Source organism: Apibacter sp. B3546 (assembly GCF_009827885.1).
In the GTDB taxonomy this organism is placed as follows: domain Bacteria; phylum Bacteroidota; class Bacteroidia; order Flavobacteriales; family Weeksellaceae; genus Apibacter.
The window spans coordinates 122,560-148,714 of record NZ_WINW01000037.1 but is presented as its reverse complement, the minus strand read 5'-3'; the positions used below and the strand labels follow the sequence as shown (position 1 = coordinate 148,714).

At 30.6% G+C, this 26,155-nt stretch carries 26 protein-coding genes; 10 read left to right on the top strand and 16 right to left on the bottom strand.

Going from position 1 to position 26,155, the window contains the following annotated elements:
- Positions 1-76: 76 nt before the first annotated feature.
- The 3 genes from GFU93_RS09260 to GFU93_RS09250 form a co-directional block, all read right to left on the bottom strand.
- Positions 77-970: a type II CAAX prenyl endopeptidase Rce1 family protein gene (locus GFU93_RS09260; protein ID WP_160568933.1), complete on the bottom strand. Its 894-nt coding sequence runs from the start codon at positions 968-970 to the stop codon at positions 77-79.
- Positions 971-1,096: 126 nt separating this feature from the next.
- Positions 1,097-1,309 (bottom strand): hypothetical protein, encoded by a 213-nt coding sequence (locus GFU93_RS09255; protein WP_160568931.1) that lies wholly within the window; start codon positions 1,307-1,309, stop codon positions 1,097-1,099.
- A 396-nt stretch (positions 1,310-1,705) separates the two neighbouring features.
- On the bottom strand, positions 1,706-2,035 hold the full coding sequence (locus tag GFU93_RS09250) for a multidrug efflux SMR transporter (RefSeq protein ID WP_160541723.1): 330 nt from the start codon (positions 2,033-2,035) through the stop codon (positions 1,706-1,708).
- A gap of 326 nt (positions 2,036-2,361) precedes the next feature.
- On the opposite strand from GFU93_RS09250, the gene thrA reads away from it, so the two are divergent.
- The 6 genes from thrA to GFU93_RS09220 all read left to right on the top strand — a co-directional run bounded on the left by thrA (position 2,362) and on the right by GFU93_RS09220 (position 9,824).
- Positions 2,362-4,809 carry a bifunctional aspartate kinase/homoserine dehydrogenase I gene (thrA, locus tag GFU93_RS09245; RefSeq protein WP_160568929.1) on the top strand — a complete coding sequence of 816 codons (2,448 nt, stop codon included), beginning with the start codon at positions 2,362-2,364 and terminating at the stop codon, positions 4,807-4,809.
- A gap of 263 nt (positions 4,810-5,072) precedes the next feature.
- Entirely contained in the window at positions 5,073-6,014 is a 942-nt protein-coding gene (locus GFU93_RS09240; RefSeq protein WP_160568927.1) for a homoserine kinase, read from the top strand.
- Positions 6,015-6,038: 24 nt separating this feature from the next.
- Positions 6,039-7,334: a threonine synthase gene (thrC, locus tag GFU93_RS09235; RefSeq protein WP_160568925.1), complete on the top strand. Its 1,296-nt coding sequence runs from the start codon at positions 6,039-6,041 to the stop codon at positions 7,332-7,334.
- A gap of 250 nt (positions 7,335-7,584) precedes the next feature.
- Entirely contained in the window at positions 7,585-8,292 is a 708-nt protein-coding gene (gene pyrH / locus GFU93_RS09230; RefSeq protein WP_105296761.1) for a UMP kinase, read from the top strand.
- Between the two features lie 43 nt (positions 8,293-8,335).
- Complete coding sequence (gene frr / locus GFU93_RS09225; protein WP_160541719.1) at positions 8,336-8,890, top strand: ribosome recycling factor; 555 nt, start codon at positions 8,336-8,338, stop codon at positions 8,888-8,890.
- A 79-nt stretch (positions 8,891-8,969) separates the two neighbouring features.
- Positions 8,970-9,824 carry a prephenate dehydrogenase gene (locus GFU93_RS09220; protein ID WP_160568924.1) on the top strand — a complete coding sequence of 285 codons (855 nt, stop codon included), beginning with the start codon at positions 8,970-8,972 and terminating at the stop codon, positions 9,822-9,824.
- Between the two features lie 158 nt (positions 9,825-9,982).
- Here the strand turns inward: GFU93_RS09220 and GFU93_RS09215 are convergent, their stop codons facing one another.
- From GFU93_RS09215 to GFU93_RS09190, 6 genes are all read right to left on the bottom strand, one after another.
- Positions 9,983-10,492 carry a DUF2480 family protein gene (locus tag GFU93_RS09215; RefSeq protein WP_185150476.1) on the bottom strand — a complete coding sequence of 170 codons (510 nt, stop codon included), beginning with the start codon at positions 10,490-10,492 and terminating at the stop codon, positions 9,983-9,985.
- Positions 10,493-10,513: 21 nt separating this feature from the next.
- Entirely contained in the window at positions 10,514-11,194 is a 681-nt protein-coding gene (gene trmD / locus GFU93_RS09210) for a tRNA (guanosine(37)-N1)-methyltransferase TrmD (protein WP_160568922.1), read from the bottom strand.
- A gap of 305 nt (positions 11,195-11,499) precedes the next feature.
- Positions 11,500-11,661, bottom strand: a complete 162-nt coding sequence (locus tag GFU93_RS09205; protein WP_160568920.1) for a hypothetical protein — start codon at positions 11,659-11,661, stop codon at positions 11,500-11,502.
- Between the two features lie 91 nt (positions 11,662-11,752).
- Complete coding sequence (locus GFU93_RS09200; RefSeq protein WP_160568918.1) at positions 11,753-12,154, bottom strand: hypothetical protein; 402 nt, start codon at positions 12,152-12,154, stop codon at positions 11,753-11,755.
- Positions 12,155-12,269: 115 nt separating this feature from the next.
- Entirely contained in the window at positions 12,270-12,965 is a 696-nt protein-coding gene (locus GFU93_RS09195; RefSeq protein ID WP_160568916.1) for an NUDIX hydrolase, read from the bottom strand.
- 5 nt (positions 12,966-12,970) lie between these two features.
- Positions 12,971-13,447: an Lrp/AsnC family transcriptional regulator gene (locus GFU93_RS09190; RefSeq protein WP_105296768.1), complete on the bottom strand. Its 477-nt coding sequence runs from the start codon at positions 13,445-13,447 to the stop codon at positions 12,971-12,973.
- A 228-nt stretch (positions 13,448-13,675) separates the two neighbouring features.
- On the opposite strand from GFU93_RS09190, the gene GFU93_RS09185 reads away from it, so the two are divergent.
- Positions 13,676-14,581 (top strand): ion transporter, encoded by a 906-nt coding sequence (locus tag GFU93_RS09185; RefSeq protein ID WP_255466945.1) that lies wholly within the window; start codon positions 13,676-13,678, stop codon positions 14,579-14,581.
- Between the two features lie 21 nt (positions 14,582-14,602).
- Positions 14,603-15,034, top strand: coding sequence for a nucleoside deaminase (locus tag GFU93_RS09180; protein ID WP_160568914.1), 432 nt, complete (start codon positions 14,603-14,605; stop codon positions 15,032-15,034).
- 11 nt (positions 15,035-15,045) lie between these two features.
- On the opposite strand, the gene GFU93_RS09175 is transcribed toward GFU93_RS09180, so the two are convergent.
- The 4 genes from GFU93_RS09175 to GFU93_RS09160 all read right to left on the bottom strand — a co-directional run bounded on the left by GFU93_RS09175 (position 15,046) and on the right by GFU93_RS09160 (position 20,139).
- Entirely contained in the window at positions 15,046-16,110 is a 1,065-nt protein-coding gene (locus tag GFU93_RS09175; RefSeq protein ID WP_160556941.1) for an inorganic phosphate transporter, read from the bottom strand.
- A 9-nt stretch (positions 16,111-16,119) separates the two neighbouring features.
- Positions 16,120-16,761 (bottom strand): DUF47 domain-containing protein, encoded by a 642-nt coding sequence (locus tag GFU93_RS09170; RefSeq protein ID WP_105296771.1) that lies wholly within the window; start codon positions 16,759-16,761, stop codon positions 16,120-16,122.
- 68 nt (positions 16,762-16,829) lie between these two features.
- On the bottom strand, positions 16,830-18,764 hold the full coding sequence (gene dnaG, locus GFU93_RS09165; RefSeq protein WP_160568912.1) for a DNA primase: 1,935 nt from the start codon (positions 18,762-18,764) through the stop codon (positions 16,830-16,832).
- Positions 18,765-19,026: 262 nt separating this feature from the next.
- Entirely contained in the window at positions 19,027-20,139 is a 1,113-nt protein-coding gene (locus GFU93_RS09160) for an efflux RND transporter periplasmic adaptor subunit (RefSeq protein WP_160568910.1), read from the bottom strand.
- A gap of 224 nt (positions 20,140-20,363) precedes the next feature.
- On the opposite strand from GFU93_RS09160, the gene GFU93_RS09155 reads away from it, so the two are divergent.
- Together GFU93_RS09155 and GFU93_RS09150 are read left to right on the top strand one after the other, a co-directional pair.
- Positions 20,364-22,244: an ATP-dependent DNA helicase RecQ gene (locus tag GFU93_RS09155; protein ID WP_160568908.1), complete on the top strand. Its 1,881-nt coding sequence runs from the start codon at positions 20,364-20,366 to the stop codon at positions 22,242-22,244.
- Positions 22,245-22,293: 49 nt separating this feature from the next.
- Positions 22,294-22,953: a uracil-DNA glycosylase gene (locus tag GFU93_RS09150; RefSeq protein WP_160556937.1), complete on the top strand. Its 660-nt coding sequence runs from the start codon at positions 22,294-22,296 to the stop codon at positions 22,951-22,953.
- Between the two features lie 39 nt (positions 22,954-22,992).
- Here the strand turns inward: GFU93_RS09150 and GFU93_RS09145 are convergent, their stop codons facing one another.
- The 3 genes from GFU93_RS09145 to GFU93_RS09135 form a co-directional block, all read right to left on the bottom strand.
- The gene (locus tag GFU93_RS09145; RefSeq protein WP_160568906.1) at positions 22,993-24,042 is read right to left on the bottom strand and encodes a hypothetical protein; all 1,050 of its coding nucleotides are present in this window, start codon (positions 24,040-24,042) and stop codon (positions 22,993-22,995) included.
- Positions 24,043-24,158: 116 nt separating this feature from the next.
- Positions 24,159-24,689, bottom strand: coding sequence for an LPS export ABC transporter periplasmic protein LptC (gene lptC / locus GFU93_RS10225; RefSeq protein WP_160568904.1), 531 nt, complete (start codon positions 24,687-24,689; stop codon positions 24,159-24,161).
- An 81-nt stretch (positions 24,690-24,770) separates the two neighbouring features.
- On the bottom strand, positions 24,771-26,042 hold the full coding sequence (locus tag GFU93_RS09135) for an OmpP1/FadL family transporter (protein ID WP_160568902.1): 1,272 nt from the start codon (positions 26,040-26,042) through the stop codon (positions 24,771-24,773).
- Positions 26,043-26,155 lie beyond the last annotated feature (113 nt).

Here is a 26,155-nt window from a genome sequence, read left to right as displayed (position 1 = left end):
TTTTTTTATTCAACAATTTACTGGATTTTCATTTATTTTTTTTAAAAAATTTAAAAGAGATATTCTTATTATAAATTTATGAAATAAAATTTAATGGTTCATTTGTTTTTTTACTTAAATTATAATCAATTAAAAATACTGTTAATACTGAGAAAAACATTAATAATCCAATAGGTCCAAATAAATCATTATAATCAATCTGTATAAAAGCTAACGTTTGTTCAATAGCATTAATCCCTCCGTGTAAAGCGCCAATGACAAATAGGCTTTGTGTTCTTTTTAAGGCAAAAGAAAAGTAGAATGACATAGCAATACATAATAAAACCATCATAAGAATCCCCCAATAAGGGTGGTTAGGATAATTATGTCCAGATATTATTATGGGTGTGTGCCATGCTCCCCAAATGATCCCGATTATTATATTTTTTTTAAAAAAAGAAAAATTTAAATTTTTCTCTAAAAAGCCTCTCCAACCAATTTCCTCCCCCAAAGCAATGAAACCATTTATAGATATTGAGGACATTAAACTTGCGATGAACATTAGTGGAACCAATAGGAATAATAAATAGTCGATTTTTAATATAGATGGTATTTTTTGTAAAATTTCTGGACTTAATTGTCGATAACTTGTAATTAGTTTTCCAAAGGGTTCAATTTCTAATACATTCCCAAATAAATACCCATAAAACATCACTAAAACCGGAAGTAACAAATTGGTTATCAGCAGATATTTAAAAGTTTGTTTCCAGTTAATATTTTTAAAATTTAATTGAAATTTTTCTGATGTTACCAAAAATTTCCTTTTTTCTACTTTAAATGCTACTAAAGCAGGAGTAATCATTAATAATAATGTGAATAGTAACTGAATGGGATTGACAGTACTTTGTGACTTCGGAATATTCCAGATAATTACCCCTATTATACCTGATATAAGATAACATATACTTATAAATGCAAGAACTTTCTTCATTTATAACAGGTTTTAATTTTCATATAAATATACTAATTTTCCTAATTTATAATACTTCTCTGATATATCATATTGGCTAATTTCATTTTAATTCTCCGGTTTTCTCTTAAAGAAAATATCTATTTTTTACTTTATCCAATCTTTACTTATTTCAATACCATCATTATTATCTAGATTGAATATTTCAATAATATGGTTTTCTAATTTACCTAAATTCTCTTTCTCTTTTTTTGCTTCTGCAAGTTTATCATAAGGCAAATCATGTTGTTTACCATCACTTTTAAACCAAAATTTCCTATGTGAAATATAACCTGTATTAATAAAATAGGTCAATTTCATTTTCGTTCTTATGAATTAAATGAAGTGTAATTACTCCTGTTTCTTTTTTAGATTTGCTTCGATAGAGAAATTAACTATTAGCCAAGGTTTTATGATTTAAAATTGCGCTTATACAAAAGCAAGAATATACACAATATTTGCGCGATTATATTGTATTTAGTTAGATTATTTTACACCTATTTAGATTTATACATTTTATTAATAATAATCAAATATATAATTAATTATAGGGTTCAACTCCCTTCATATGCATCAAAATAAATAGCAATTAACTAATTGAAAGTTAATTGCTTTTTTTGTTTTATAAAATTTAGTAGATTAAATCGTTTTTAATTATGTATAAAAATTTTAAATAAATTCTTTTGTAAATTATAATAAACAATTAATCAATTGCTTTTAGTGATTAGATACAAATTTAAGGCCTACTATGGAGCTAACCAGAGTAATTATAAAAAATATTCTCCAAAAGGTTGCCGGTTCTTTAAAAACAAATATTCCTAACAATACTGTGCCCACTGCTCCTACACCGGTCCATACTGCATAAGCTGTACCTAACGGAAGGGTTTGAGAAGCCTTAATCAACAATAACATGCTCGAAATCATACAAATTAAAAAACTGATATACCAATAGTATACGGCATTTCCTTGAGAATTTTTTGCTTGCCCTAAACTAAAGGTAAATCCGACTTCAAACAAACCGCCGATAATTAACAAGATCCAATTCATATTTTTCTCTAATAAGCTTTTATTTTCCACACAAAAATAAATAAAAACTTATTTTTTATTTAATATGGTTTATATCTTTATATATAATGTATTTATATATAATTAACAATCTTGAGCTGTAATACTTCTGTTAAATCATAATTAATTTTTTATCAAACATTACATAAAAATAACTGATCTTAAATTATGCATATATTTAATTCAAAGTTTTAACAACTTATCTGAATATACTTTTATTCTATAAAAAATATTTAAATGCATTTTCAAGTAATATTTTTTAATCCTATAAAATTTCACTAAAATTGTAACCAATTGATAGTAATCGTATGAAAATAGTAAAATTTGGAGGATCATCTGTCGGTTCCGGTCAAAGTATACAAAATGTACTTAATATTCTGCAGAACAAATATGCTTCAGGCGAAAAATTTATAGTAGTATCATCTGCCATGAGCGGAGTTACCAATATTTTAACGGAACTAGCACAAATTGCCTCTGAAGGAAAAGATTTTAAAAAAGGTCTTATTGAAATTGAACAAAGACATTTTACGGTTATTAAAGAAATGATTACGGTTAAAAATCAAAATCCTGCATTTACTCAGATTAAGATTTTTATAAACGAGATCGAAGATCTTTTGCAAGGAGTCTATAGCTTGAGGGAACTCAGCCTTCAAAGCAAAGATCTTATTTTAAGTTATGGAGAAAAATGCTCCACTTTTTTATTGAGTCAAATAGCCAAACAATATTTTTCAGAAAGTATTTATGTAGATACTTCAAACCTTATAAAAACAGACAGCAATTTTGGAAATGCCCGAGTACATACTCCCGTTACAGAACAGTTATTGCAAGAATTTTACAAAGAGCATTCACATCAAATCCTGTTTTTTACAGGTTTTATAGCCTCCAATGAAAACAATCGAATTACTACATTAGGAAGAGGAGGCAGTGATTATACGGCGGCCATAATAGCTGCCGCCTTAGATGCAAAAGAAATTGAGCTTTGGTCTGATGTAGACGGTATGCTAACCGCAGATCCTCGTGTCGTAAAGAAGGCTTTTTCATTATCTGAACTTTCCTATACGGAAGCAATGGAATTATCTTATTTTGGAGCGAAAGTTATCTATCCTCCAGCCATGATTCCTGCTTTTCGAAAAAAAATACCTATTGTATTGAAAAATACCTTTAATCCTTCTTTTAAAGGAACAAGGATTGAAGAACATACTCATAAAAATGCATACCCGATTCGGGGTATTTCTTCCATAGATGAAATCAGCCTGATCAATATTACGGGAAGCGGAATGATTGGCAAGATTGGTTTCAGCGGCAAACTTTTTTCTTTATTAGCACGCGAACATATTAATGTAATCCTTATTACCCAATCGTCTTCCGAACACAGCATTACATTTGCCATTGAGCCTAAGGATGTTCATAAAGCAAAACAGCTTTTCAACAGTGAATTTGAATTGGAACTGGAAACCAATAAATTAAATCCGCCAATCATTGAAGAAAATTTATGTGTATTAGCCATAGTTGGTGAAAATATGAAACAAACCCCGGGGATATCGGGCAAGCTTTTCCAGGCTTTAGGACGTAATGGAATCAACATACATGCCATTGCACAAGGATCATCCGAATACAATATTTCGGTAATAATAAAACGTAAGAATATATCGAAAGCTCTGAATGCTGTTCATGATGCGTTTTTCACTCAACTAACCAAAACACTTCATGTATTCAGTGTAGGAACAGGAAATATCGGGGCAACCTTGCTGCGACAAATCGATGGTCAAAGTGATTTTTTACGAGAAAACAATGGTATTGAAGTAAAGATAAACGGAATAGCAAATTCCAGAAAAATGATTATTGACGAAGACGGCATTGATCTTACACAATGGCAAGAAAGAATAAATAAGGGAGAAACCTCTAATTTGGATGAATTCATCCAAAAAATTAAGTTGTTAAATCTTTCCAACTGTATTTTTGTGGATAATACTGCAAGTCCAATAACCGGAACGTATTATAAAGAACTTTTCGAATCTAATGTTTCGGTAGTTACCTGTAATAAAATAGCTAATTCCTCTTCATATAAAGATTATAAAGATTTAAAAGATACTGCCAGAAGAAGAGGCGTCGATTTCTTTTATGAAACGAATGTAGGAGCCGGATTGCCTATCATACGAACTTTAAAAGATCTAATGACCAGCGGGGACAGAATCATCAAAATTGAAGCTATTTTAAGCGGTACTATTTCTTATATATTCAACAATTTTAGAGGCAATACGTCCTTTTATGAGGTTGTTAAAAAAGCCCATGAATTAGGCTATACGGAGCCGGATCCTCGAGAGGATTTGAGCGGAAAAGATTTTATGCGTAAAATGATGATTCTCGCGCGTGATGCCGGATATCAAATTGAAGAAAAAGATGTTGAGTTAGGAGCTATCCTTCCTGAAAGCTGTTTCAAAGCTCCCTCAATTGATGACTTTTATGAAGAATTAAAAAAATCTGATTCTTATTTTAACGAGCTGAAAGAAAAGGCTGAAAATGAAAATAAAGTATTACGATATATAGGAAAGTTGGAAGATGGAAAGGCTTCCGTAAATTTGGAATTCGTGGATGCTTCTCATCCTTTTTACAACTTAACGGGAAGTGATAATATTATCTCATTTACAACAGAGCGATATAAATTTAATCCATTGGTAATAAAAGGTCCGGGAGCAGGTGCTGAAGTTACCGCAGCGGGGGTTTTTGCTGATCTTATTAATGTTGGAGCTAATTAATGTTTTATAAAATCTAGATATCTATTAGATTTTAGGTTGAAAACTATTTTTTTAATTTAGGTATAGGATTATTGTAAAATAAGACATATAAAATTTTTTAAAAAAAAAGTACAATTTAATCGCATCGTAATATTTAAGAAAAGTATTAAATCTTATAGAATTATAAACCTGATACACCTATTGTTTAAAAAAGTTAGTCTTTTGAAATCAAATATAATTAGCTTACATTTGTCTCACTAAAAATTGAACGTTTTCAAATTTCGATGAAAGAAAAAGATAGTGTGCATGTATTTGCTCCGGCGACTTCAGCTAATTTTATTTGTGGATATGATATTTTAGGATTAGCGTTGAATGAGCCGGGAGATGAAGTTTTTTTAAAACGCGTGGATGAACCCGGAATAAAAATTACTAAGATAACCGGAGATCAAGGACTTTTACCCACCCATCCGGATAAGAATACGGTGAGTGCATGTGTAAAAATGATTCTCGATTTTTTAGGTAAAAAAAATTACGGAATTGAAATAGAACTTCATAAAAAAATGCCTATCGGTAGCGGTCTGGGCTCTAGTGCTGCAAGTACAATAGCGGGTCTGTTTGCTATTAACCAACTTTTAGGAGAACCATTATCTAAAAAAGAACTGTTGCCTTTTGCCTTAAAGGGTGAAGAACTGGCTTGCGGGCATGGCCATGCCGATAATGTTGCCCCTTCTTTAATGGGTGGGATAACTTTAATTAGAAGCTATCAACCGTTAGAAGTAATTAACCTTCCCGTGCCTACGGAACTTTGTTGTTCCATTATTTTTCCTCATGTAGAGGTTCAGACTCGCGCAGCCAGACAAATTTTAAAGAATAAAGTTGAACTAAAAGACGCCGTTTCCCAATGGGGAAATATTGCCGGATTGATAACAGGCTTATTTACAGGGGATTACGGCTTGTTGTCCAGAAGTTTACAAGACCAATTAATTGAACCTACCCGTTCCATTCTTATACCCGAATTTGAAGCCATGAGAAGAATTGCTATGGAATGCGGGGCCTTAGGTTTCGGTATTTCAGGTTCCGGACCTTCAGTAGTTGCTTTTACCAAAGGAATTGAAACAGCAAAAACAATTACTTCAAAACTTAAAGAACATCTTAAAAATCACGAAATAGAAAGCAATGGTTATTCCTCTCCTATAAATTGTAAAGGAGCAACTGTACTTTCATAATTCAGCCATATAATCTACTCTATCATGAAACTATATAGCACAAATAATAAAAATCTTTCCGTTTCTTTTAAAGAAGCCGTATTTACCAGCTTTCCTTCTGATAAAGGATTGTATATGCCTTGGCATATCCCAAAATTATCGGAAACTTTTATTCAGAATATTACGGATTATTCTTTTCCTGAAATGGCTTTAGAAATTGCCCATTCTTTTATTGGAGAAGATATCCTTAAAAAAGACTTGGAAAAAATTATAAAGGAAACGATTAGTTTTGATGCCCCATTGGTATCACTAGAAGAAAATTTGGCTGTATTGGAATTATTTCACGGACCTTCGTTAGCATTTAAAGATTTCGGAGCTCGTTTTATGAGTCGACTTATGGCTTATTTATCCGACAAAAACGATAAAACGTTGGATATTCTGGTGGCTACTTCAGGAGATACAGGAGGTGCTGTCGCTTTAGGTTTTTTAGGGGTTGAAGGTACTCGGGTAACTATTTTATACCCGAAAGGTAAAATCAGTGAAATACAAAGAAAACAATTGACTACAAACGGTCAAAACATTAGAGCTTTGGAGGTAAATGGAACTTTTGATGACTGTCAGGCTTTAGTTAAAATGGCTTTTAATGATGCTGAACTTAATTCAAAATTACGATTAACTTCTGCTAATTCCATCAATATTTCAAGGTTATTGCCGCAAACTTTCTATTACCTTTATGCTTATGCTCAAGCAGTCAAAAAGAATAAGAAAGATATAGTTTTTGTAGTTCCCAGTGGAAATTTTGGTAATATTGGTGCCGGGTTACTAGCCTATAAATCAGGTCTCCCTGTAAAACATTTTGTTGCAGCTACTAATGTAAATGATACTGTTCCCGTATATTTACAAAAGGGTTCTTATGAACCTAAACCATCCATACAAACTTTATCTAACGCCATGGATGTAGGAAATCCTAGTAATTGGGTACGAATAACCGATTTATTTAATGAAAGCTTAGATTCTTTGCGTAATCTTATATCTGCTTATTCATTTACAGATTCAGAAACGATGAACGGTATTAATGAATTATATGAAAAATACAACTATATCGCTTGTCCTCATACTGCAGTTGCTTATTTAGCTGCAAAGAAGTATAATCATCCACAAGATTTCACCATATTTTTATCTACTGCTCATCCTTGTAAATTTATGGATGTATATCCTGAAAACTTAAAAAATAAAATTATTATACCTGAACAAGTAAAAGAGTTGGATCATAAAATAAGTTCGGCTACGCCTCTTGAAAATAATTTTTCCGATTTGAAAACATTTTTAATGAATTCATAAATCGTAAAATATGTTTAATTCTTAAATGGAAGTGAGAACAGCACATTAAGGGAAAAATAAAAAGCAGTTACATTTTTTAAAAAATTCCTTATTATATTTGCATACAGAAATTTAACATAAATGATTTTATTACTATTTATAGTACTTTCTGTAACTATTTACTTTCTTTTAACTCTTCTATTTAAGTATATAGCATTACTATCCTTTTCGAATTCATTGTCAAAAAATAATAAATATACGCTAGTTAATCATGAAATATAAAAGAATACTTTTAAAGTTAAGTGGAGAAGCTTTAATGGGAAATCAACAATATGGAATAAGCTCTGAAATTCTTCAAAGTTACTCTAAACAGATAAAAGAAATTTCTGAAATGGGAGTAGAAATAGCAATTGTTATAGGAGGCGGAAACATATTCAGAGGAGTTGCGGGAGTTGCTACCGGTATTGACAGGGTTCAAGGCGACTATATGGGAATGCTTGCCACGGTTATTAACGGAATGGCTTTACAAAGTTCTTTGGAGGCAATGGGAGTACATACCCGATTGCAAACTTCCATAAAAATGGATCAAATTGCAGAACCTTTTATTAAGCGAAGAGCTGACAGACATTTGGAAAAAGGAAGAGTTGTAATTTTTGGTGCAGGAACCGGAAACCCTTACTTTACTACTGATACAGCCGCTACATTAAAAGCTATCGAAATTAACGCTGAAGTTATCTTAAAAGGGACTCGAGTAGACGGTATTTATGATACAGACCCGGAAAAAAATAAAAATGCAGTAAAATTCAACAGTATTTCATTTGATGAAGTTTATAAAAAAGGACTTAAAATTATGGATATGACTGCTTTTACGTTAAGTCAAGAAAATGCGCTTCCTATCATTGTATTTGATATGAACAAAGAAGGGAATTTAAGAAAAATTATTGAAGGTAAAGAAGTAGGAACTTTAGTTTCTATTTAATTAATTAATAGTTTATATTTGCAAGGCAACTTATCTGAAAATTATGGAAGAAATAAATTTAATTATAGATACGACTAAGGAAAGCATGGAATCCTCTCTAAAACATTTAGAGTCAGCTTTTAATAAAATACGAGCAGGGCGGGCTAACCCACTCATGCTACAAAACATTTTAGTGGAATATTATGGGACTCCTACTCCTTTATCTCAAGTTGCCAATATTTCCGTTCCCGATGGAATGACTCTTAGTATACAGCCTTGGGAAAAATCTACTTTGGGCGCTATTGAAAAAGCTATTTTTCAATCCAATTTAGGCTTTACTCCAAATAATAACGGGGAAAATATTATTATTAACATTCCTCCTTTAACAGAAGAAAGAAGAAAAGACTTAGTAAAACAAGCAAAAGCAGAATGCGAAAATTCTAAGGTTGGTATTCGAAAAGCCAGACAAGAAGCAAATGCCGATATAAAAAAGATAGAGAGTGCTTCAGAAGATGAAAAGAAAAATGGAGAAGAGCAAATACAATCGTTGACTGATAAATATGTTAAATTGGCAGAAGAACATCTTTCCGTTAAGGAAAAAGAGATCATGACAGTATAAGCCGTTCTTAACATACTTTTAAAATACCCAATCGGTTTCTTTTTTTAAGAACCGATTTTTTTTATCTTTGAATCTTTATATGTCAAAAACTATAAGTGTCATCGGATTAGGTTTAATTGGAGGTTCTATAGCTCTGGATCTTAAAAAAAGCGGATTTGCTTCAAAAGTTATAGGAACCGATAAGTCTAAACTTCATGAAAAAGAAGCGTTGGAATTATCCATTGTCGATGAAATTATGCCGATGGACAAGGCAATACGTTCTTCCGAATTAACCATTCTATCCACTCCGGTCGATGTAAGCATTAAACTTCTACCTCATCTATTGGATATTCTCCCTGACGGTTCGGTACTTATGGATGTTGGAAGTACTAAATCCTCTTTGATTGAAAAGGTTAAAAATCATCCAAACAGAAAATCATTCGTCCCTTCTCATCCCATGGCAGGAACGGAATATAGCGGTCCATCTGCTGCCTTTCATGGATTATTTAAAGATCGGGCTGCTATCCTATGTAATTCCAATGAATCACATCAAAAAGCAGTTCATCTGGTTTCTCAAGTTTATTATCATTTGGGATCGCGACTTATTCTTATGGATGCGGAATCTCATGATGAACATGTGGGGTATGTTTCACATCTTTCTCATGCTATTTCCTATGCTTTGGCCGTTTCCGTTCTTGAAAAAGAAAAAGATGATGCTGCCATATTCAATTTAGCATCCGGTGGGTTTGCTTCTACTGTTCGACTGGCTAAAAGTTCCGTTGATATGTGGCTTCCTATTTTTGAACAAAATTCCAAATATATTCTACCTATACTTACTACTTATTTGGAAAAGTTGACTGAATTTAAATCTTATTTGGAAAATGGAGAATCTGAACATTTATATGAATTCATTAAAGAAGCTAACCGAATAAAAAATAAGTTAGAGAAAAAATAATCGTTGAATTATTAGCTTCAGTTTTCTAAATTTTACTTTTTCAAAAACTTTTATTAAGTTAATAATTTCACAGTCAAATACTAGTGAATGAAACAGTTAAATAACTAAAAATTATTAACAATTTTTTATTCCTGTCAGTAATTTTTTGAAATTTTAAATTATAATTTTTTCTTTTTGAAAATAGGAACAGTACTACAAGCCTCTCCAAACATTAAGGAAGAAGCTATAGGCTTAAGTTTTTGTATAAGTTGTAAATAAGCATTTTGTGGAACGGGTTTGCGTGAGCAGCCTTTAATAATAATTTTTTTATCTTTATAACTATCCACGTCCATTTTATCTATAATTTCTGTAAATATGTCTCTTTCCAAATCCTCTATAGTGCCGAATGATATTAACTTTGCCACACCTGTTAAATAATTAGCAATTAATAGATATGACCAGGAAGGCACAATTGCATCAGATGTGCAAGTTACTGCTACATAAGCATTTTCATACATTTTCCAATCCAATTTTGAAAGATTTTCACGAAACTCTTTTTCTCTTAAAACTAAACCCTCATATAAATAGTCTTTTAAATCAAATAGCATCCTGGGTTCTTTAGGATAAAAATCTTCTAAATCCAGAGTAATGAGTCCGCTTTTTTCGACTTTATTAATTATTTCATCCATAATTTTTAATTAATAGTGGTATTAATTTTCATTTAGTAAATCGGGTCTTCTCTCTTGTGTATGTTTGTAAGACATTTCCTGTCTCCATTCATCTATCTTTGCAAAATTACCACTCAAAAGTATATCCGGAACTTTCAAATTTTTATATTCTTCCGGACGGGTATAAACCGGAGGTGCAAGTAAATTATCTTGAAATGAATCGTATAAGGCAGATGTTTCATCATTTAAAACCCCTGGTATCAACCTAACTATGGCATCAACCAGTACACAAGCTCCTAATTCTCCTCCGCTTAGCACATAATCACCAATAGATATTTCACGGGTAATATATAAATCACGTACTCTTTGATCTACACCTTTATAATGCCCACAAAGTATAATTATATTTTCTTTTAGTGAAAGTGTATTGCATGTTTTCTGATTTAAAGTATCGCCATCAGGAGTCATATAGATAATTTCGTCGTATGATCTTTGGGAAAGTAGTTGGGAAATACATTTATCAATCGGTTCAATCATTAAAACCATTCCTGCACCTCCTCCATATTGAGTATCATCAATCTGCCTATAATTTCCCTGTCCATAATCCCGTAAATCATGGAAATATAGTTGTACCAATCCTTTGTCTTGCGCCCTTTTCATAATTGATTCTTCTAAAGGACTTTTTAGTAGTTTTGGCACCGCACTTATAATATCTATTCTCATACATTTTTAATTTGGCAATGATTGAAATACAAAAGTAACGTTTAATGATTAATTATATCAACCGACAATGTTAACTAAGTCTTTATTATTTTAATTTAGCTATTAAAAAAATTCTCAGTATTTTATGGCCTTTTTATTAATTCGAATATCTACATATTTTAAATTCAGCCGATTCTGACCTTTGGATCATTTAAGATTTTCGTATATATACAGAAAAAAATTATATCTTACAATTATAACTAACTTAAAGGATTACTGAGTATTAGAACTATATAGCTATAAATCAATTGAATTTGTTATATGGGCTAAATGATAATATCCATGCCATGTAAATAACCGATTACTTGCTCATTAGCTGTCTTATAGTCCATCCACCCGATCTGTAAGGCGTATCTAACTGCGTGTCTTATAGTGGAAGTACTGCTTGTTTTAATCTTTCCGGAAAAGATTTTAATTGAGTAATCCATAAAGTTATATCTTCTTTAGATATGTTTTCAGGAATTTTAAAAGTGCCTATAGGATATTTTAATTTTTCAATATTTTGTATGATCGTATCATTTAGTTAAAAAATTTCCATCGAGGTATTATGGGAACTAAAGCAAAACCTATAAATAAATATAAGCCGTTAATTGCATCAAGCTCTTCAAATCCTAACGATAAATGAAATAAAATATCTACAAATAAGGTCAAACCGAAAAGAAAAACTCCCCATTTTTTAAAATAATAGGTACTGATCGATCCGATAATCATTACTATTCCTAAAATGATATTTAGAATAAAAAACCAAGCGGGAGCACCGGGAAAATAAATTTTCATAAAGCCAAGAATACCCAGAAAGATAGGTATAAAGCCCATAAAGCCCATGTAAATACATGAAAGAATAAAAGGTATTGATTTTTTTTCTTTTACTTCAAAATATTCTTTTGGGCGCTTTCCGAAAATTTCTTCATCACTACTCATATATTATTATTTAGTAACTTAAGTAAATATACAACATTTATAATGGTATATAAAAAATACAGGAGGAATAATATTCCTCCTGTTCATCTAATTTATGAAGTATTTTTTGATAATTTTAAAATAAAAAATCGTATCCTTTTAAGCTAAGTTTCTGATATTTTTCTTCATCAAATTTATACAATTTTGCTGATTTTCTTGACGAGGAATTATCTGTTAAACCTGTTTCTAAAATCAATTGAGAATTAACAATTTTTTTTCTAAAATTCCTTTTATCCATTTCTCGATTTAATGCGGTTTCATACAACTTTTGTAATTGCGAAATGGTAAAATGTTCCGGTAATAGATAAAAACCTATGGGTCTTCTTTTAACTCTCCGTTTCAACCGTTCTTTTGCATAATCAATGATTTCATTATGATCAAATGCTAAGTCCGGGATTTTTGAGTATTCAACCCATTCTTCACCTCTTTCTTTAGTGTATTGCAATAGTTCTTCATCTAATTTTACCGTTGCGTAGTAAGCAATGTTTACTACCCTTCCTAGTGGATTTCTAAAAACTTTTGCAAAAGCTTTTAGTTGTTCAACAAATATGTGGTCTTTTTGTGTATGTAAGAATAATAATTTTTCTACATTTGAATCAATGCCCTCATGGGCTTTCACATAAACTGAGGGAAGTCTTGGAGCTCCTTTAAAAGGTCCATTTTTTGTATCATTACTTAATAAAATACGCAGCATTTCCCCATCAAACCCAAATAAAACCAAAGATACAGAAATTGCTACTTTAAAATAAATTTCTTTTTCTTCAGGAAGCATTATTTTTATTTAAACAAAGCATCCATTAATCGGTTTTGATCATTGATGCTTTCTTCTAAAGAAATCATACTTTCTGTTCTTAATACGTCATCAATATCATCTATTTTATAAATAACATTTTTTGCATCTTCAGCATCTTTTGCGCTGATTTTACAATAAATATTGTATTTACCTGAAATTACATTAGCGGTTGTTACGTTTGGTATTGCTGCTAATTTTTCTAATACACTTTGAGTTTTGCTTGATTTGGTTAATAAAATCCCAACATAAGCTATAAAACTATAACCTAAAATATTATAATCAATATTTAAACATGTTCCTTTAATAACTCCTACATCTTCCATCTTTTTAACTCTTACGTGTATTGTTCCTGCGGATACATCCATTTTTTTTGCAATCTCGGTAAAAGGCATTCTGGTATTAATAGATAAAAATTGTAAAATTTTCTTATCAGTTTCATCTATATAAAATTTCTCTTTCATGGTAAAAAACTTTATTGTTTGTTAATTTAATTTATCTTTATTTTACAAATATATAAAATTAATCTTCAACCTATACATGTTTTTATATAAATTCTTTAAAATATAAACAAATTCGCTACTAAATGAACAATTCAGGGTATTCATTTTAAGTATAATTAATTTTATTTTTATCTTTGTTATCATATTAATTAATAATAAGATAATTTTTTTACTATTAATAATTTAGTTGTGAAAAAAATTGTAAAAGAAATAAAATTATTTTTTATAGGTAAGACACCGGAATGTAAAAAAGGTACTGCCATTTGGAAGGCTGAACTTCACGACATTATTTTTGAGTCTGATACGGTGAAAGGTAAAATATTTGACATCATTCTTCTCTTTTTCATCACTTTAAGCACTCTAATTATTATGTTGGAAAGTGTTCCTGGTATTAGTTCAAAAATCGGATTTTGGCTTTATATACTGGATTGGTGGGTTACTATTTCTTTTACCGTAGAGTATATTTTAAGAATATCCAGTGCCAAAAAAGCAAAAAAATATTCGACCAGCTTTTATGGAATTATTGATTTATTATCGATCATTCCAACCTATTTAAGTATTTTTTTCGTACAATCGCATTATTTAGCCATCATACGTATACTAAGGCTTTTGCGAATCTTCAGGATTTTTAAAATGGGTACTTATATCGATGAAAGTAATTCTCTTTTAATTTCCTTACGACGAAGTAAACGTAAAATTTTTGTATTCTTATATTTCATCATAATTACTACGTTAATCTTAGGATCTTTAATGTATGTAATTGAAGGAGGAAGAAATCGAGAAAGTTTTTCCAGTATTCCTCAATCGATGTATTGGGCCGTAGTTACTTTGACAACTGTTGGTTATGGAGACGTAGCTCCTGTAACGGTCTTAGGGAAAATTATTGCATCGGGAATTATGATTTTAGGATATTCTATTATTTCCGTTCCGGCAGGTTTGTTATCTGCTGAATATACCAGACATAAAAAAAATCAATTAAACAGTAAAAAGTGTAATTTTTGTAATACCATAAATAATGAAGCGGATGCTATATACTGTAAACATTGCGGTCATATTTTAAATACTCCTACTAAAAATAATGATTTAAACAGTTGATTTAAAATTTTATAACTAATCATGTTTACCGATGAATACTATATGAAAATAGCCTTACAACAAGCTAAAGAAGCTATGTATAAGGATGAAGTCCCGGTGGGTGCCATTATAGTCAGTAATAACAAAATTTTAGCTAAAGCATATAATTTAACTGAATTATTAGTTGATGTTACGGCTCATGCCGAAATGCAAGCTATTACCGCTGCCAGTAATTTACTGGGTGCAAAATATCTTACTAATTGTACTTTGTATGTTACCTTAGAGCCTTGTACAATGTGCGCCGGAGCTTTATATTGGTCTCAAATAAGCAGAGTTGTTGTAGGGGCATCAGATGAAAAAAGAGGCTTTCAGTCTAAAGGCTTATCTCTTCATCCTCAAACGGAATACGTATCGGGAGTTTTAAAAGATGAATGTTCTTTATTGTTAAAAAATTTTTTTTCGTCTAAAAGATAGGCTTATTAGTATTACATAAAGAGTTTAACTATAGAATAAACGATCATTGCTAATACTGCACTTACCGGAATAGTTAGAACCCATGCCCACAATAATTTAATGGTAATTCCCCAGCGTACGGCAGATACCCTTTTAACCAATCCTACTCCAATTATTGAACCTGTTATAGTATGGGTTGTACTTACCGGAATCCCCCAATGTTCACTAAGGAATAAGGTAATTGCACCGGATATTTCTGCTGTTACCCCTTCTAAAGGAGTTACTTTCGTAATACGAGTTCCCATTGTTTTAATAATTTTCCATCCTCCTGACATAGTTCCTAAAGCAATTGCTATAAAACTGCTTATGGGCACCCACCAATAATCGGTTGTAAAATGCTGAAATCTTTCGGCTGTCGTTAGATTAACATATTCTGCAGAATGGGCAATATTCACTTCATAGAAGATAAAGGCTGCACCAATAATTCCCATTACTTTTTGAGCATCATTACCTCCATGACCTATACTAAAAGCTGCAGAAGACACTAATTGTAATTTTTTAAACCATTTATCTGCTTTGTAAGGATTGGCATTTCTACAAATATTCATTATTATGAGTGTAATGATGGATGAGACGATCATTCCAATTATCGGTGCTATGAAAATAAATAAAATAATTGGGATAACTACGGGATAATTGACTACTGTTTCTCCTGCTTTACTGAAACCGCCAACATGAGCAACAGCCGCTCCTATAAATCCTCCTATTAATGTATGGGATGAAGAAGAAGGAATACCCGCCCACCAGGTAAATAAATTCCATATGATTGCAGCTACCAGTCCTGAAAAGATAACTTCGAGAGTAATAAAATTCTCATGAACAGATTTTGCTATCGTATTTCCTATTTTAAATTCTCCTACGATATATAAAGAAACAAAATAGGCAACAAAATTAAAAAATGCTGCCCACAATACTGCCTGGAATGGCGTTAATACTTTTGTCGATACAATCGTGGCTATTGAATTTGCCGAATCGTGAAAACCATTAATATAATCAAATATTAATGCTAATATGACGATGGTTATAAGTAGAGTCATGAAAAAAGGTTATGAATATTTAACTAAAATAGATTCTATAATATTTGCTGAATCTTCACATTTGTCTGTGACATCTTCTAAATATTCTAATACATTTTTCAGTTTTATAATATCTAATACATCTCTTTTGCTTTCAAATAAATCTCCAATTTCTTTGCTAAAAAAGTCATCGGCAACATTTTCAATTCTATTGATTTCTACACATGAAGCCAATACCTCTTTGGGTTTCTTAAAGTTTCTTAGATTATAGATTGCTTTTTGCAGCTCTAATACACAGTCATGTATCAGATTTGCAAATGTAAAATATGCCGGAATATACGGAGATTTGTACAGTAATATGTATTTACAGGATGCGAACAAGATATCAGCAATATCATCAAGTGCAGAAGTTAACTGATGTATATCTTCTCGATCAAAAGGGGTAATGAAATTTTTACCTAATTCTATAAAAATATGGTGAGACAACTTATCATTAGCATGTTCATAATCTTCCATTTTTTTATAAAATGCTTCTGTTATAGTTTCTTGTGATTTCATTCCTTCTACCATATCCTTGGACATGGCAGCCAGATTATCAACAACTTGTTCGAATAAAGTATAGAAAACCTTATCTTTTGGTTGAAATAATCTAAAAAATGCACTAATACCCATAGTTTGCTTTTTAGTTTACTTTATGTAAGCAAATATATCGAATTTTAAATTAACCTAAATATCTTTTTTTAAATTACCCGATTTTCCAGCTTATGTATTTGTTTTAGAAGCTTATCTAAAGTTATAATCTGATTAAAAATTTCTAATCTTCTTTCTTCTGATATATTCCCCGAACTTAATTCTTTAGCTAAATTTTTATTCATTTCCGCTATTCTTATCGCTTTGTATTTAAGTATTACATCTTTTGTGTTTTTTGCAAGATTTTGCTCTAGTGTTGGAACATATATTTCTTTGAGTTCCCAATTATTGCTTATTGAGTATTTTTTTAATAATTTTCCTACGGCAAATTCGGTGATGTCGACTTCTTTAGATTTAACAAAATATTCTCCGGTTCTCAATTGATTGTTTTCAATACCTTCCATGATTTCCAAATAAATTCTATTGTAAAAATCTACGGTAAATTGTAAATCATCTTCTTTTAAGCGGTGAACAATTTCTTCTATTACAGTAGTTTTATAGGGTTCTTCTTCTTCCACATAGTTTATTAAAATTTCATGGTCTCCATAGGATAGCATTAATTCTAAAATATCTTCTTCAATTTTATAGGTAAAATCAATTTCTTCTTGTTGAGATGTAGTTACAGGTTGTAAAGCAACTTGTTTTCTTGTATTCCGATCTCTAGAATGTATATTTTGTTGTGTTAGTTGAGCCAATTCACTAAACAGAACTTGCTCCGAGATATCCAATATTCTCGAACATTCTTTTACATAAATCTCTTTTTGAATAAGATTTTTTATTAAGGCTATACTCCCAACTATATCTCTAATTAATCCGGCCTTTTTTATGGGATCGCCGTTCGTTTCTTTTAATAAAACATCTGTTTTGAATTGAATAAAATCTTTACTGTTTTCTTTAAAAAATGCTTCTATTTCATCGGCAGTATGTTTTCTTGCAAAACTATCCGGATCTTCTCCATCCGGAAACAGCAATACTTTAACATTCATTTCTTGCTCAAGGATCATATCTATGCTTCTGAATGAAGCTTTAATTCCTGCTTGATCCCCATCATATAAAACAGTAATGTTGTTGGTTAACCTTTTTATTAATCTAATTTGCTCAACAGTTAATGAAGTTCCTGAAGAGGCTACTACATTTTTAATACCATTTTGATAAAGGGATATTACATCCATATATCCTTCCACCAAATAACAATTATCTTCTTTAATGATAAAAGATTTTGCATGAAATAAACCATATAAAACTTGACTTTTATGATAGATTTCACTTTCAGGGGAATTAACATATTTAGCCGTTTTTGCATTATTTTGTAATATCCGACCTCCAAATCCCAATACTCTTCCCGAAAAACTATGAATGGGAAATAGTACTCGCTCTCTAAATCGATCGAATCCTTTATCTGATCCTTCTTTAAAAATGCTTAAACCGGATTGCTCTAATATTTCTTTTTTATACCCTTTCTCATATGCAAAATGTGTAAATGAATCCCACTCTTTCGGTGAATACCCTAATTGGAATTGTTTAATAATGTCATCCCGTATACTTCTTTCTCTAAAATAAGATATTCCTATGGTATTACCTTCTTCAGTTTTCCAAAGTTGGTTTTGAAAATATTCATTGGCAACCTCTGATAATTGATATAGGCTTTCTTTATTTAATTGTAATTCTTTTTGACTGTCAGACAGTTCTTTACTGTCTTCTTCAATTTCAATATTATACTTTTTTGCCAGATAGCGTAAGGCCTCCGGATAGGTATAATGTTCTTGTTCCATTATAAAGGTAACCACATTACCGCCTTTACCGGATGAAAAATCTTTCCAAATCTGTTTGGATGGGGAAACCATAAATGACGGCGTTTTTTCATCTACAAAAGGACTTAAGCCTTTGTAATTACTCCCTGATTTTTTCAGATTTATAAAATCCGATATTACTTCTTCCACTCTTGCCGTTGAGAAAATCTTATCTATGGTCTCTTTTGAAATCATAAGTACAAAAATACGTTAATTTAAATTTCCATTTTTGAAAAAATCTTCACATAGATCTTTTTAAATACAATTATATATGTATCAGTACTCAAGAGTAAAATAGAATTTTTAATGGCATAATAAAAACATTACCCTGCGCAATATCTTTAGAAATCTTATGTTTTGATGATTCTATACTATCATATAAAGATCGATTTAGATTTTATAAAATAAAAAAACACCTGATTTACATCAGGTGCTTGTTTAAACTATTTTTTCAAAACTACTTTTTTCTTGATGATTTATCTTCGTCTGAAGAATTCCATATTTTAATTTGATCTTTCAGTGAAATACCTTTAACTTCAACAAATATTCCGTCTGATAATCCTAGTTTTACATAAACTTTTTTGAATTTTCCATCAGGCTGTTGTACTTCAACGAAAGGTCTCTCTCCATCATATTGCATTAAAGCTTCTCTCATTGCTAAAATATTTTTTCTCTCACTTAATATTACTTCTGCATTGGCACTATATCCGGCGCGAATCGAAACCCCTTCCGGAATAATTATATCTGCTTTAATTTTATATTTAACAGCCCCGTTTTCTTCTTTACCTTGAGGAGAAATAAAGGTTAAAATACCATTTATATCTTTGTCTTGAAGTGCTCCGATTATTATTTTTAATTTCATTCCCTCATGCATTTTCCCTGCATCTGACTCGTCCACTTTTCCCTCAAATATCATTTTGCTGACATCGGCAATGCTTGCAATAGTTGTTCCTGCATTAAATGTATTGGCTTCAATCACCTGATCCCCTACTTCTACGGGTACTTCCAGTGCCTGTCCATTTGCAGTAGAACGAACTTGAATACTCGCTAAATCTTCTAATCCTGAAGTAATACCTGTTTTAGCAATATCATAATCTTTCTGTGCTTGAATTAAATTTTGTTTTGCTATTTTATATTCCGTTTCAGCACTTTCATAATCCTGCTTAGAAATTACTCCTTGCTCATATAATAATTTTTGACGATCAAAAATTCTTTTTTGATTATTTAACTTAATTTCTGCTGAATTTATATTCTGCATAGCAGTATTTACTGTAGAAACGACCGGAACCACTTTAATTGTAGCCAATAATTGTCCTACTTTTACTTCATCTCCTTCTTTAATATAAATCTCCTTGATAATCCCGGAAATATTAGGTTTGATTTCTATCTTTTCTTTTGGATTAATTTTACCGGTTGCCACAGCTTTTTGCTGAATAGTCATAGTAACCGGAGACTCTGTCTCAAACTTATCATTAGATCGTGTATTGGTTATAATTACGTACCATATACAATACAATAAAAGTGCAATAAAAGCAACAGATAAAACTATTTTAAGAACCTTATTATTCATGACAACTTATTTCACTATAATTTGTATTATCTTAACAAATTTTGTTACGTTAAAATCACTTTTTTTAAGTATTTTTTTTATTACTTGTTTATCTTGCCTGTAAATATATAATTCTTTTTTAATTTATCTTGCATAAAATCAACACCAAACAATTGTGTCAATTCAAATTAGGATAAATTTTTCTTTTATATATTTGTTACTTGCCAATAAAAATTCTAGTCTAAATGGACTTTTCATTACCAAATAAAATTCTTGAATCTTACTGGGGATATAAAGAATTCAGACCTCTTCAAAAAGAGATCATACTTTCTATATTGGAAAGTAAAGATACTATTGCTCTTTTACCTACAGGAGCAGGAAAATCTATTTGCTATCAAGTCCCCGCTCTTTTGGTTCAAGGCACTTGTATTATTATTTCTCCATTATTGGCTCTTATAAAGGATCAAGTGTATTCATTAAAAAGGAAATTAATTCCGGCCGAGTATATTTCTTCGGATCAAACAGCGGATCAACAACTTTCCGTATTTAATAAATTGAGAAATAATGAATTGAAATTATTATATGTATCTCCGGAACGATTGTTAAATAAAACTTTTCTAGAGATCATTAAAGATATTGAAATTTCATTTATCGCAGTTGATGAAGCTCATTGTATTTCTGAATGGGGTAATGATTTTCGTCCATCGTATCAACAAATTATAAAGTTTAGAGAATATATCGGGATTCAAATTCCCTGCATGGCACTTACTGCAACTGCAACTGAAAAGGTCTTAATTGAAATAATAAAAAAACTCGATTTACATAATGTTCAGGTATTTAAAAGATCATTTAATAGAGAAAATCTTTCTTTACAAGTTTTAAATGCCGGAGACAAATTTGGGGAAATTGAAAGAATTTTACATAGGTATAAGGGTTCGGGAATTATTTATTGTAGAACTCGAAATGAAACTAAAACTTTGTCTGAAACTTTAAAAAGAAAGGGATTTGAGGTTGAATTTTTTCATGCAGGGTTATCTCCTAGTGAAAAAATGCAAAGACAGAAAAATTGGACGGAAAGTACCAACCAAATTCTAATTTCAACTAATGCTTTTGGAATGGGTATAGATAAGAAAGACGTTCGTGTGATCATTCATCTTTCTCCTCCTTATTCATTAGAAAATTATTATCAGGAAGTTGGTCGTGCAGGAAGGGACGGACTTTTATCACATACATTTTTATTGTGGAATGAAGCGGAACTTTCTGATATATACTCATCACTCATACAAACTATATCTTCAAAATCGGAATATGAAAAAGTTATCCGTTATTTATATTCAATGTTTTGTATTGTTCCTAATGAGCTACCTGATACAATTTTTGATTTCGACTTGAAATTATTTCAACAACGTACAAAAATTAATAAAAGTAAGATTATACCTATTTTAGAATTTCTTCATAATAGCTCAATTCTTCAATGGAAATATGAGCCTTCAGATAGTCTGCTTAAAATTAACTTTCCTATAGAAAGACTTGACACTAATTTTTACGGCAATGATTCTTTTTTATTTGAAAAAATTGCCAGAAAAATAACAGGTGTTTTTTCTTATCAGATAAAATTTGATGAAAAAAAATTAGCCGATAGCCTTTTAATTTCTTTTTCCGTATTACATTCCAAATTCATTAAATATAACCAATCAGGTGATATTTCTTACGTTGATGGTAATAAGCAAAAAATTTACTTTTTAGAACCACGAAACGATCAAAAACTTTTAGGAAGCTTTTGGAATGAATTTCAACTTATACAACAAAATAAATTAGTTAAATATAAAGAGTTGGAATTTTTTATCAGAAATTCAAAATATTGCCGAATGAAATTAATCCTTGGATATTTTGGTGAGAAAACTAATCAAATATGCGATAAATGTGATGTATGTTGTAAATCCAAATTAGATGAACAATCTTATCTGAAAGATATATTATCTTACATAAAAGAACAGCCTAGAAGCAGAGAAGATATTTATGCCGAATTTAGGAATGTTTCTTTTGAAAAAATTCATGAATGCTTACAAGATCTCATTTCAGAAAATAAAATTAAAGCATTAAATTTCAACACATATTCTGCTTAATATTTGTCTTATTTCCAACTATTTTTATATTTATTTTTACCTTTACTGAATGAATATAAATATTGAAGAATCATGGAAAAATTTATTAAAGCCTGAATTTGAAAAGCCTTATTTTTCATCTTTAATAAATTTTGTTAAGCAAGAATATAAAGAACATACTTGCTATCCAAAAGGTAAAAATATTTTTAAGGCCTTTGAATTGACTCCCTTTGATCAAGTAAAAGTCGTTTTACTGGGACAAGATCCATATCATGGAGAAGGACAAGCTATGGGATTATGTTTTTCTGTTCCCAATGGAATAGTATATCCGCCTTCTTTAAGGAATATTATTATTGAATTAAAAAATGATACCGGTATTGAATTAAAGTCGGGGGATTTAACTCCGTGGGCAAAACAGGGTGTTTTTTTGCTCAATGCTACTTTAACGGTACGAGCGCATCAAGCGGGTTCTCACCAAAAAAAAGGATGGGAAACGTTTACGGATTCTGTAATTCATAAAATATCTGAAGAAAAAGAACATGTTGTATTTATTTTATGGGGAAGCTATGCACAACAGAAAATTAATTTAATAGATACTCGAAAACATTTCATAATTAAATCGGTACACCCCTCTCCTTTATCCGCACATAGAGGCTTTTTCGGTTCAAGACCTTTTAGTCTTACTAATGAATATTTAACCTCAAAAAAAATTGAACCTATTCAGTGGTAGACCGAATAGGTTCATTTTTTATATTAAATTTTATATCTATTAATTTTTAAGTTCTTTTTCTAATTGCTTCATTAATTTTTTTTCATTCTTTTTATATAATTTCTTTTCCTTTCTAGACATGTCTTCATAATTTTTTTCAAACATATTAGACACATCTCCTACTTCTCCATCTATCACTTGAATTTCTTCAATTCCATCATCTCCTATAGTAGAAATTATAGTTTTATCTTCTTCCGGGGCATCTTCTTCTAAAATAATTTTTTCTTCTGATGGTACTGAAACTTCTGAATTAGCTTCTTGACTAGGAATAGATTCGATTTCTACTGTTTCTGCTTCTTCAATTTGCGGAGTTGGGGTTGAAATTTCTTCTATATTTTTTGATTCATTTTCATCTATAACTATGCTAGAAGAACTAGGTACTGTTTCCACCTCTTCTGTAGCAGACGGAGTAGGAATAGCGATAGACTCTGCTTGTTCAGTCTCAGATACATCATCTGAATCTTGTTCATTTATAAATTGAGCTTCCGGTATTAGTGTTTCCTCTTCAGGTTTTTCTTCAGCTATGTCTGCCTCTTCAATTTCTATTTCTATTTCTTTTTCCGGTAAAGCATTTACTGTTTCCGGTGTTTCAATTATTTTTTCTTCAACAACTTCTATAGGAACTTCTTTAATTACTGTTTCAACCGGAACTTCATTTACTACTGCATTATTTTCTTCTTTTCTGATTACAGAAACTTCTTTAGCAGCCGCAGATTTTGATACTTCTCCCGCTAATTCTGTTTTTACAATAGTTCCATCAATCAATTTCCAATATCGATTTCCTGCAGCATCATGAACTATTACCACATCATTGGGTGATTTAAATGTAGGAGCAGATGCTTTTCCTTTTACTTCTAATGTTCCATCTTTTCCATAAGTGAAAGTATAGCTACTATTAGCTTTACCTTCCTTTGATCCCCTATAAACTAAAATCATTTCCCCATTCTGTTCAAAATAAACTCCTTTTTCAGAAGTTTCTTTTACTTTTCCTTCTTGAGCATAAACAGAAAGCGTAAGTATTAAAAGAAAAACAGTATACTTTTTTTTCATTGTTCGCTATTTTTATTAAAAATATAAATTTTGAAGCTACTAATATACATCTTTATTTAATAATTTCATATTTTATTTGTAAATAACGTTTATATTATTTTTATTCAAAATAAAATTTATTTGCTATCTGTTTTTAAATCATTTGCATAGGGCAAAGTACCTGTGTTTTTTTTCAGTTTAAAATTCTTAAAGTCTTCTGAAGATTCAATTCCATGAACAGAAATATTCGTAGTTACCCCGTCTGCCCTGTAGATTTTAACGGTATCGTTTGAAAAAATTTTTCTTTCTTTCTTATTCCAAAAAATTTGATTGGTTTTTAATGTGTCTTTATCCGAATTAATAATAACTACATTTTTCCTTGCTTCATACCATCCTGCAGTTTCAATTATCTTGGCATAATCTGCTTTTAAATGCCCGGGATCTTTACCTTTTTGGTAGAAATCCATATCTAAGCCTTTAGGAAAAACTGTATACGGTGTCTCTACAAATTCATATTCTTCCATAAGTGGAGTCCTTAATCTAATAATTGCATACACTGAATCTGTTAAAGTTATATTAGCATTATAGATTCTCCTGGAAGCAAAGTTGGTTTTTTTTTCTCCTAAATTATCCCCTTTTTCATCGGAACATGATATGGAAATAATCACAAAAAAAATATGATATAAATAGATTTTTATTTTTTTTAAAGTCACCATCTTTCCATGGATAAAAAATGATAGTTATAGATTTTAATCGTATTGTCTCTTTCTAAACCAAAGATCATCAAAATTAAATCCAACTTTAAAGTTTACAAAATTCTCTTTGATTAAACCGTTTGATTTTGAGCCTCTTTGTCCTAACTCAATACCTAAATTAAGCATGGAAGGATCATGTTTACCGGATTTACCCAAAGGTAGGCCTAGCCCGGCGGTTACCCCGTATTGGTCAATGGTTTTATTGTTTACATTAAGCCCTGTATTTTCATAATACAGTCCATACCGATAAATAATTTTTTCAAAATAAGATCTAAAACCGTTTATATTAGGCAAATACCAACCTCCTACGGCTACGCGGTACTTATTTTTGTAATCAAAATTATCTTCCGGTATTTTTAGTTTAAATTGATCTGTAAATTTAAAATCTGCTCCTAAGGACCATTTATGCTCTTTTCCATAGGCTACACCTATTGAGTATGATGAAGGTAATTTTGCATCATGAGTTCCCTTAACATAGTTTAAGGTATCCATTGAAACTTTTTCATTATTATTATTATAATAATAGGTTGAATACAAATAATTTACATCAGCATCTATGGTATGCCCTATATTATAAGTTGCTCCGATTTTAAGTAAATGATTATTAGTTAATTTTTTTCGATAGGCTACTCCTAAAGTATAATCGAAAAAACCATATTCTTGCTTATTAAATATACCGGAAATCAAATTAGCATTCTGTAAAGATGTTTCTTGATCTTTTTTCAAATCGCCCCAAACATACCCGATTTTTGCTCCTAAGGAAAACTCATTGGATATATTATATGAATACATACCGCTGAAAGCATTAAGTCCTCCCCTTCCCTTAAATAAAGATTTTTGATTTACAACATCTGAATTATCTGTATTTATATCATATCCTATATTGGTGTAGGGTTGTAAATTTACTCCTACTCTGGACTTAGTTCCGATTGGAAAGGCTAATGATAAATTAGCTAAATAAGTAGTAGATCGATCACTGCTTACATTTGAAGCTTTAGCATTGGTATAATCGGTATTGATCACTATATTATAACTGGTATATCGCAAGTTTCTATTAGCTGCCGGATTTACAAAATTGGCTTCATTCGTAAAATCTGAAATATATGAGGTTCCCAATCCTCCCATAGAAGAAATTACTATATCGGAATTGGTTTTACTTTCTCCTAAGCCAAATGAAGAATAAGGAGAGGTAGAAGTTTGCTGGGCATAAGCTGCATTCAGAAATATGATAAATGATGATAATATGGAGAAAAATCTAATTTTCATTCAGTGTGTTTTATATACAAAGTACAAATATGTTAATAATGTACCGATTATAAAAATAATTATAAGTAAAAATTCTTAGTGAAATTTTATAGCCGAAAAAAAAATTGAATTTT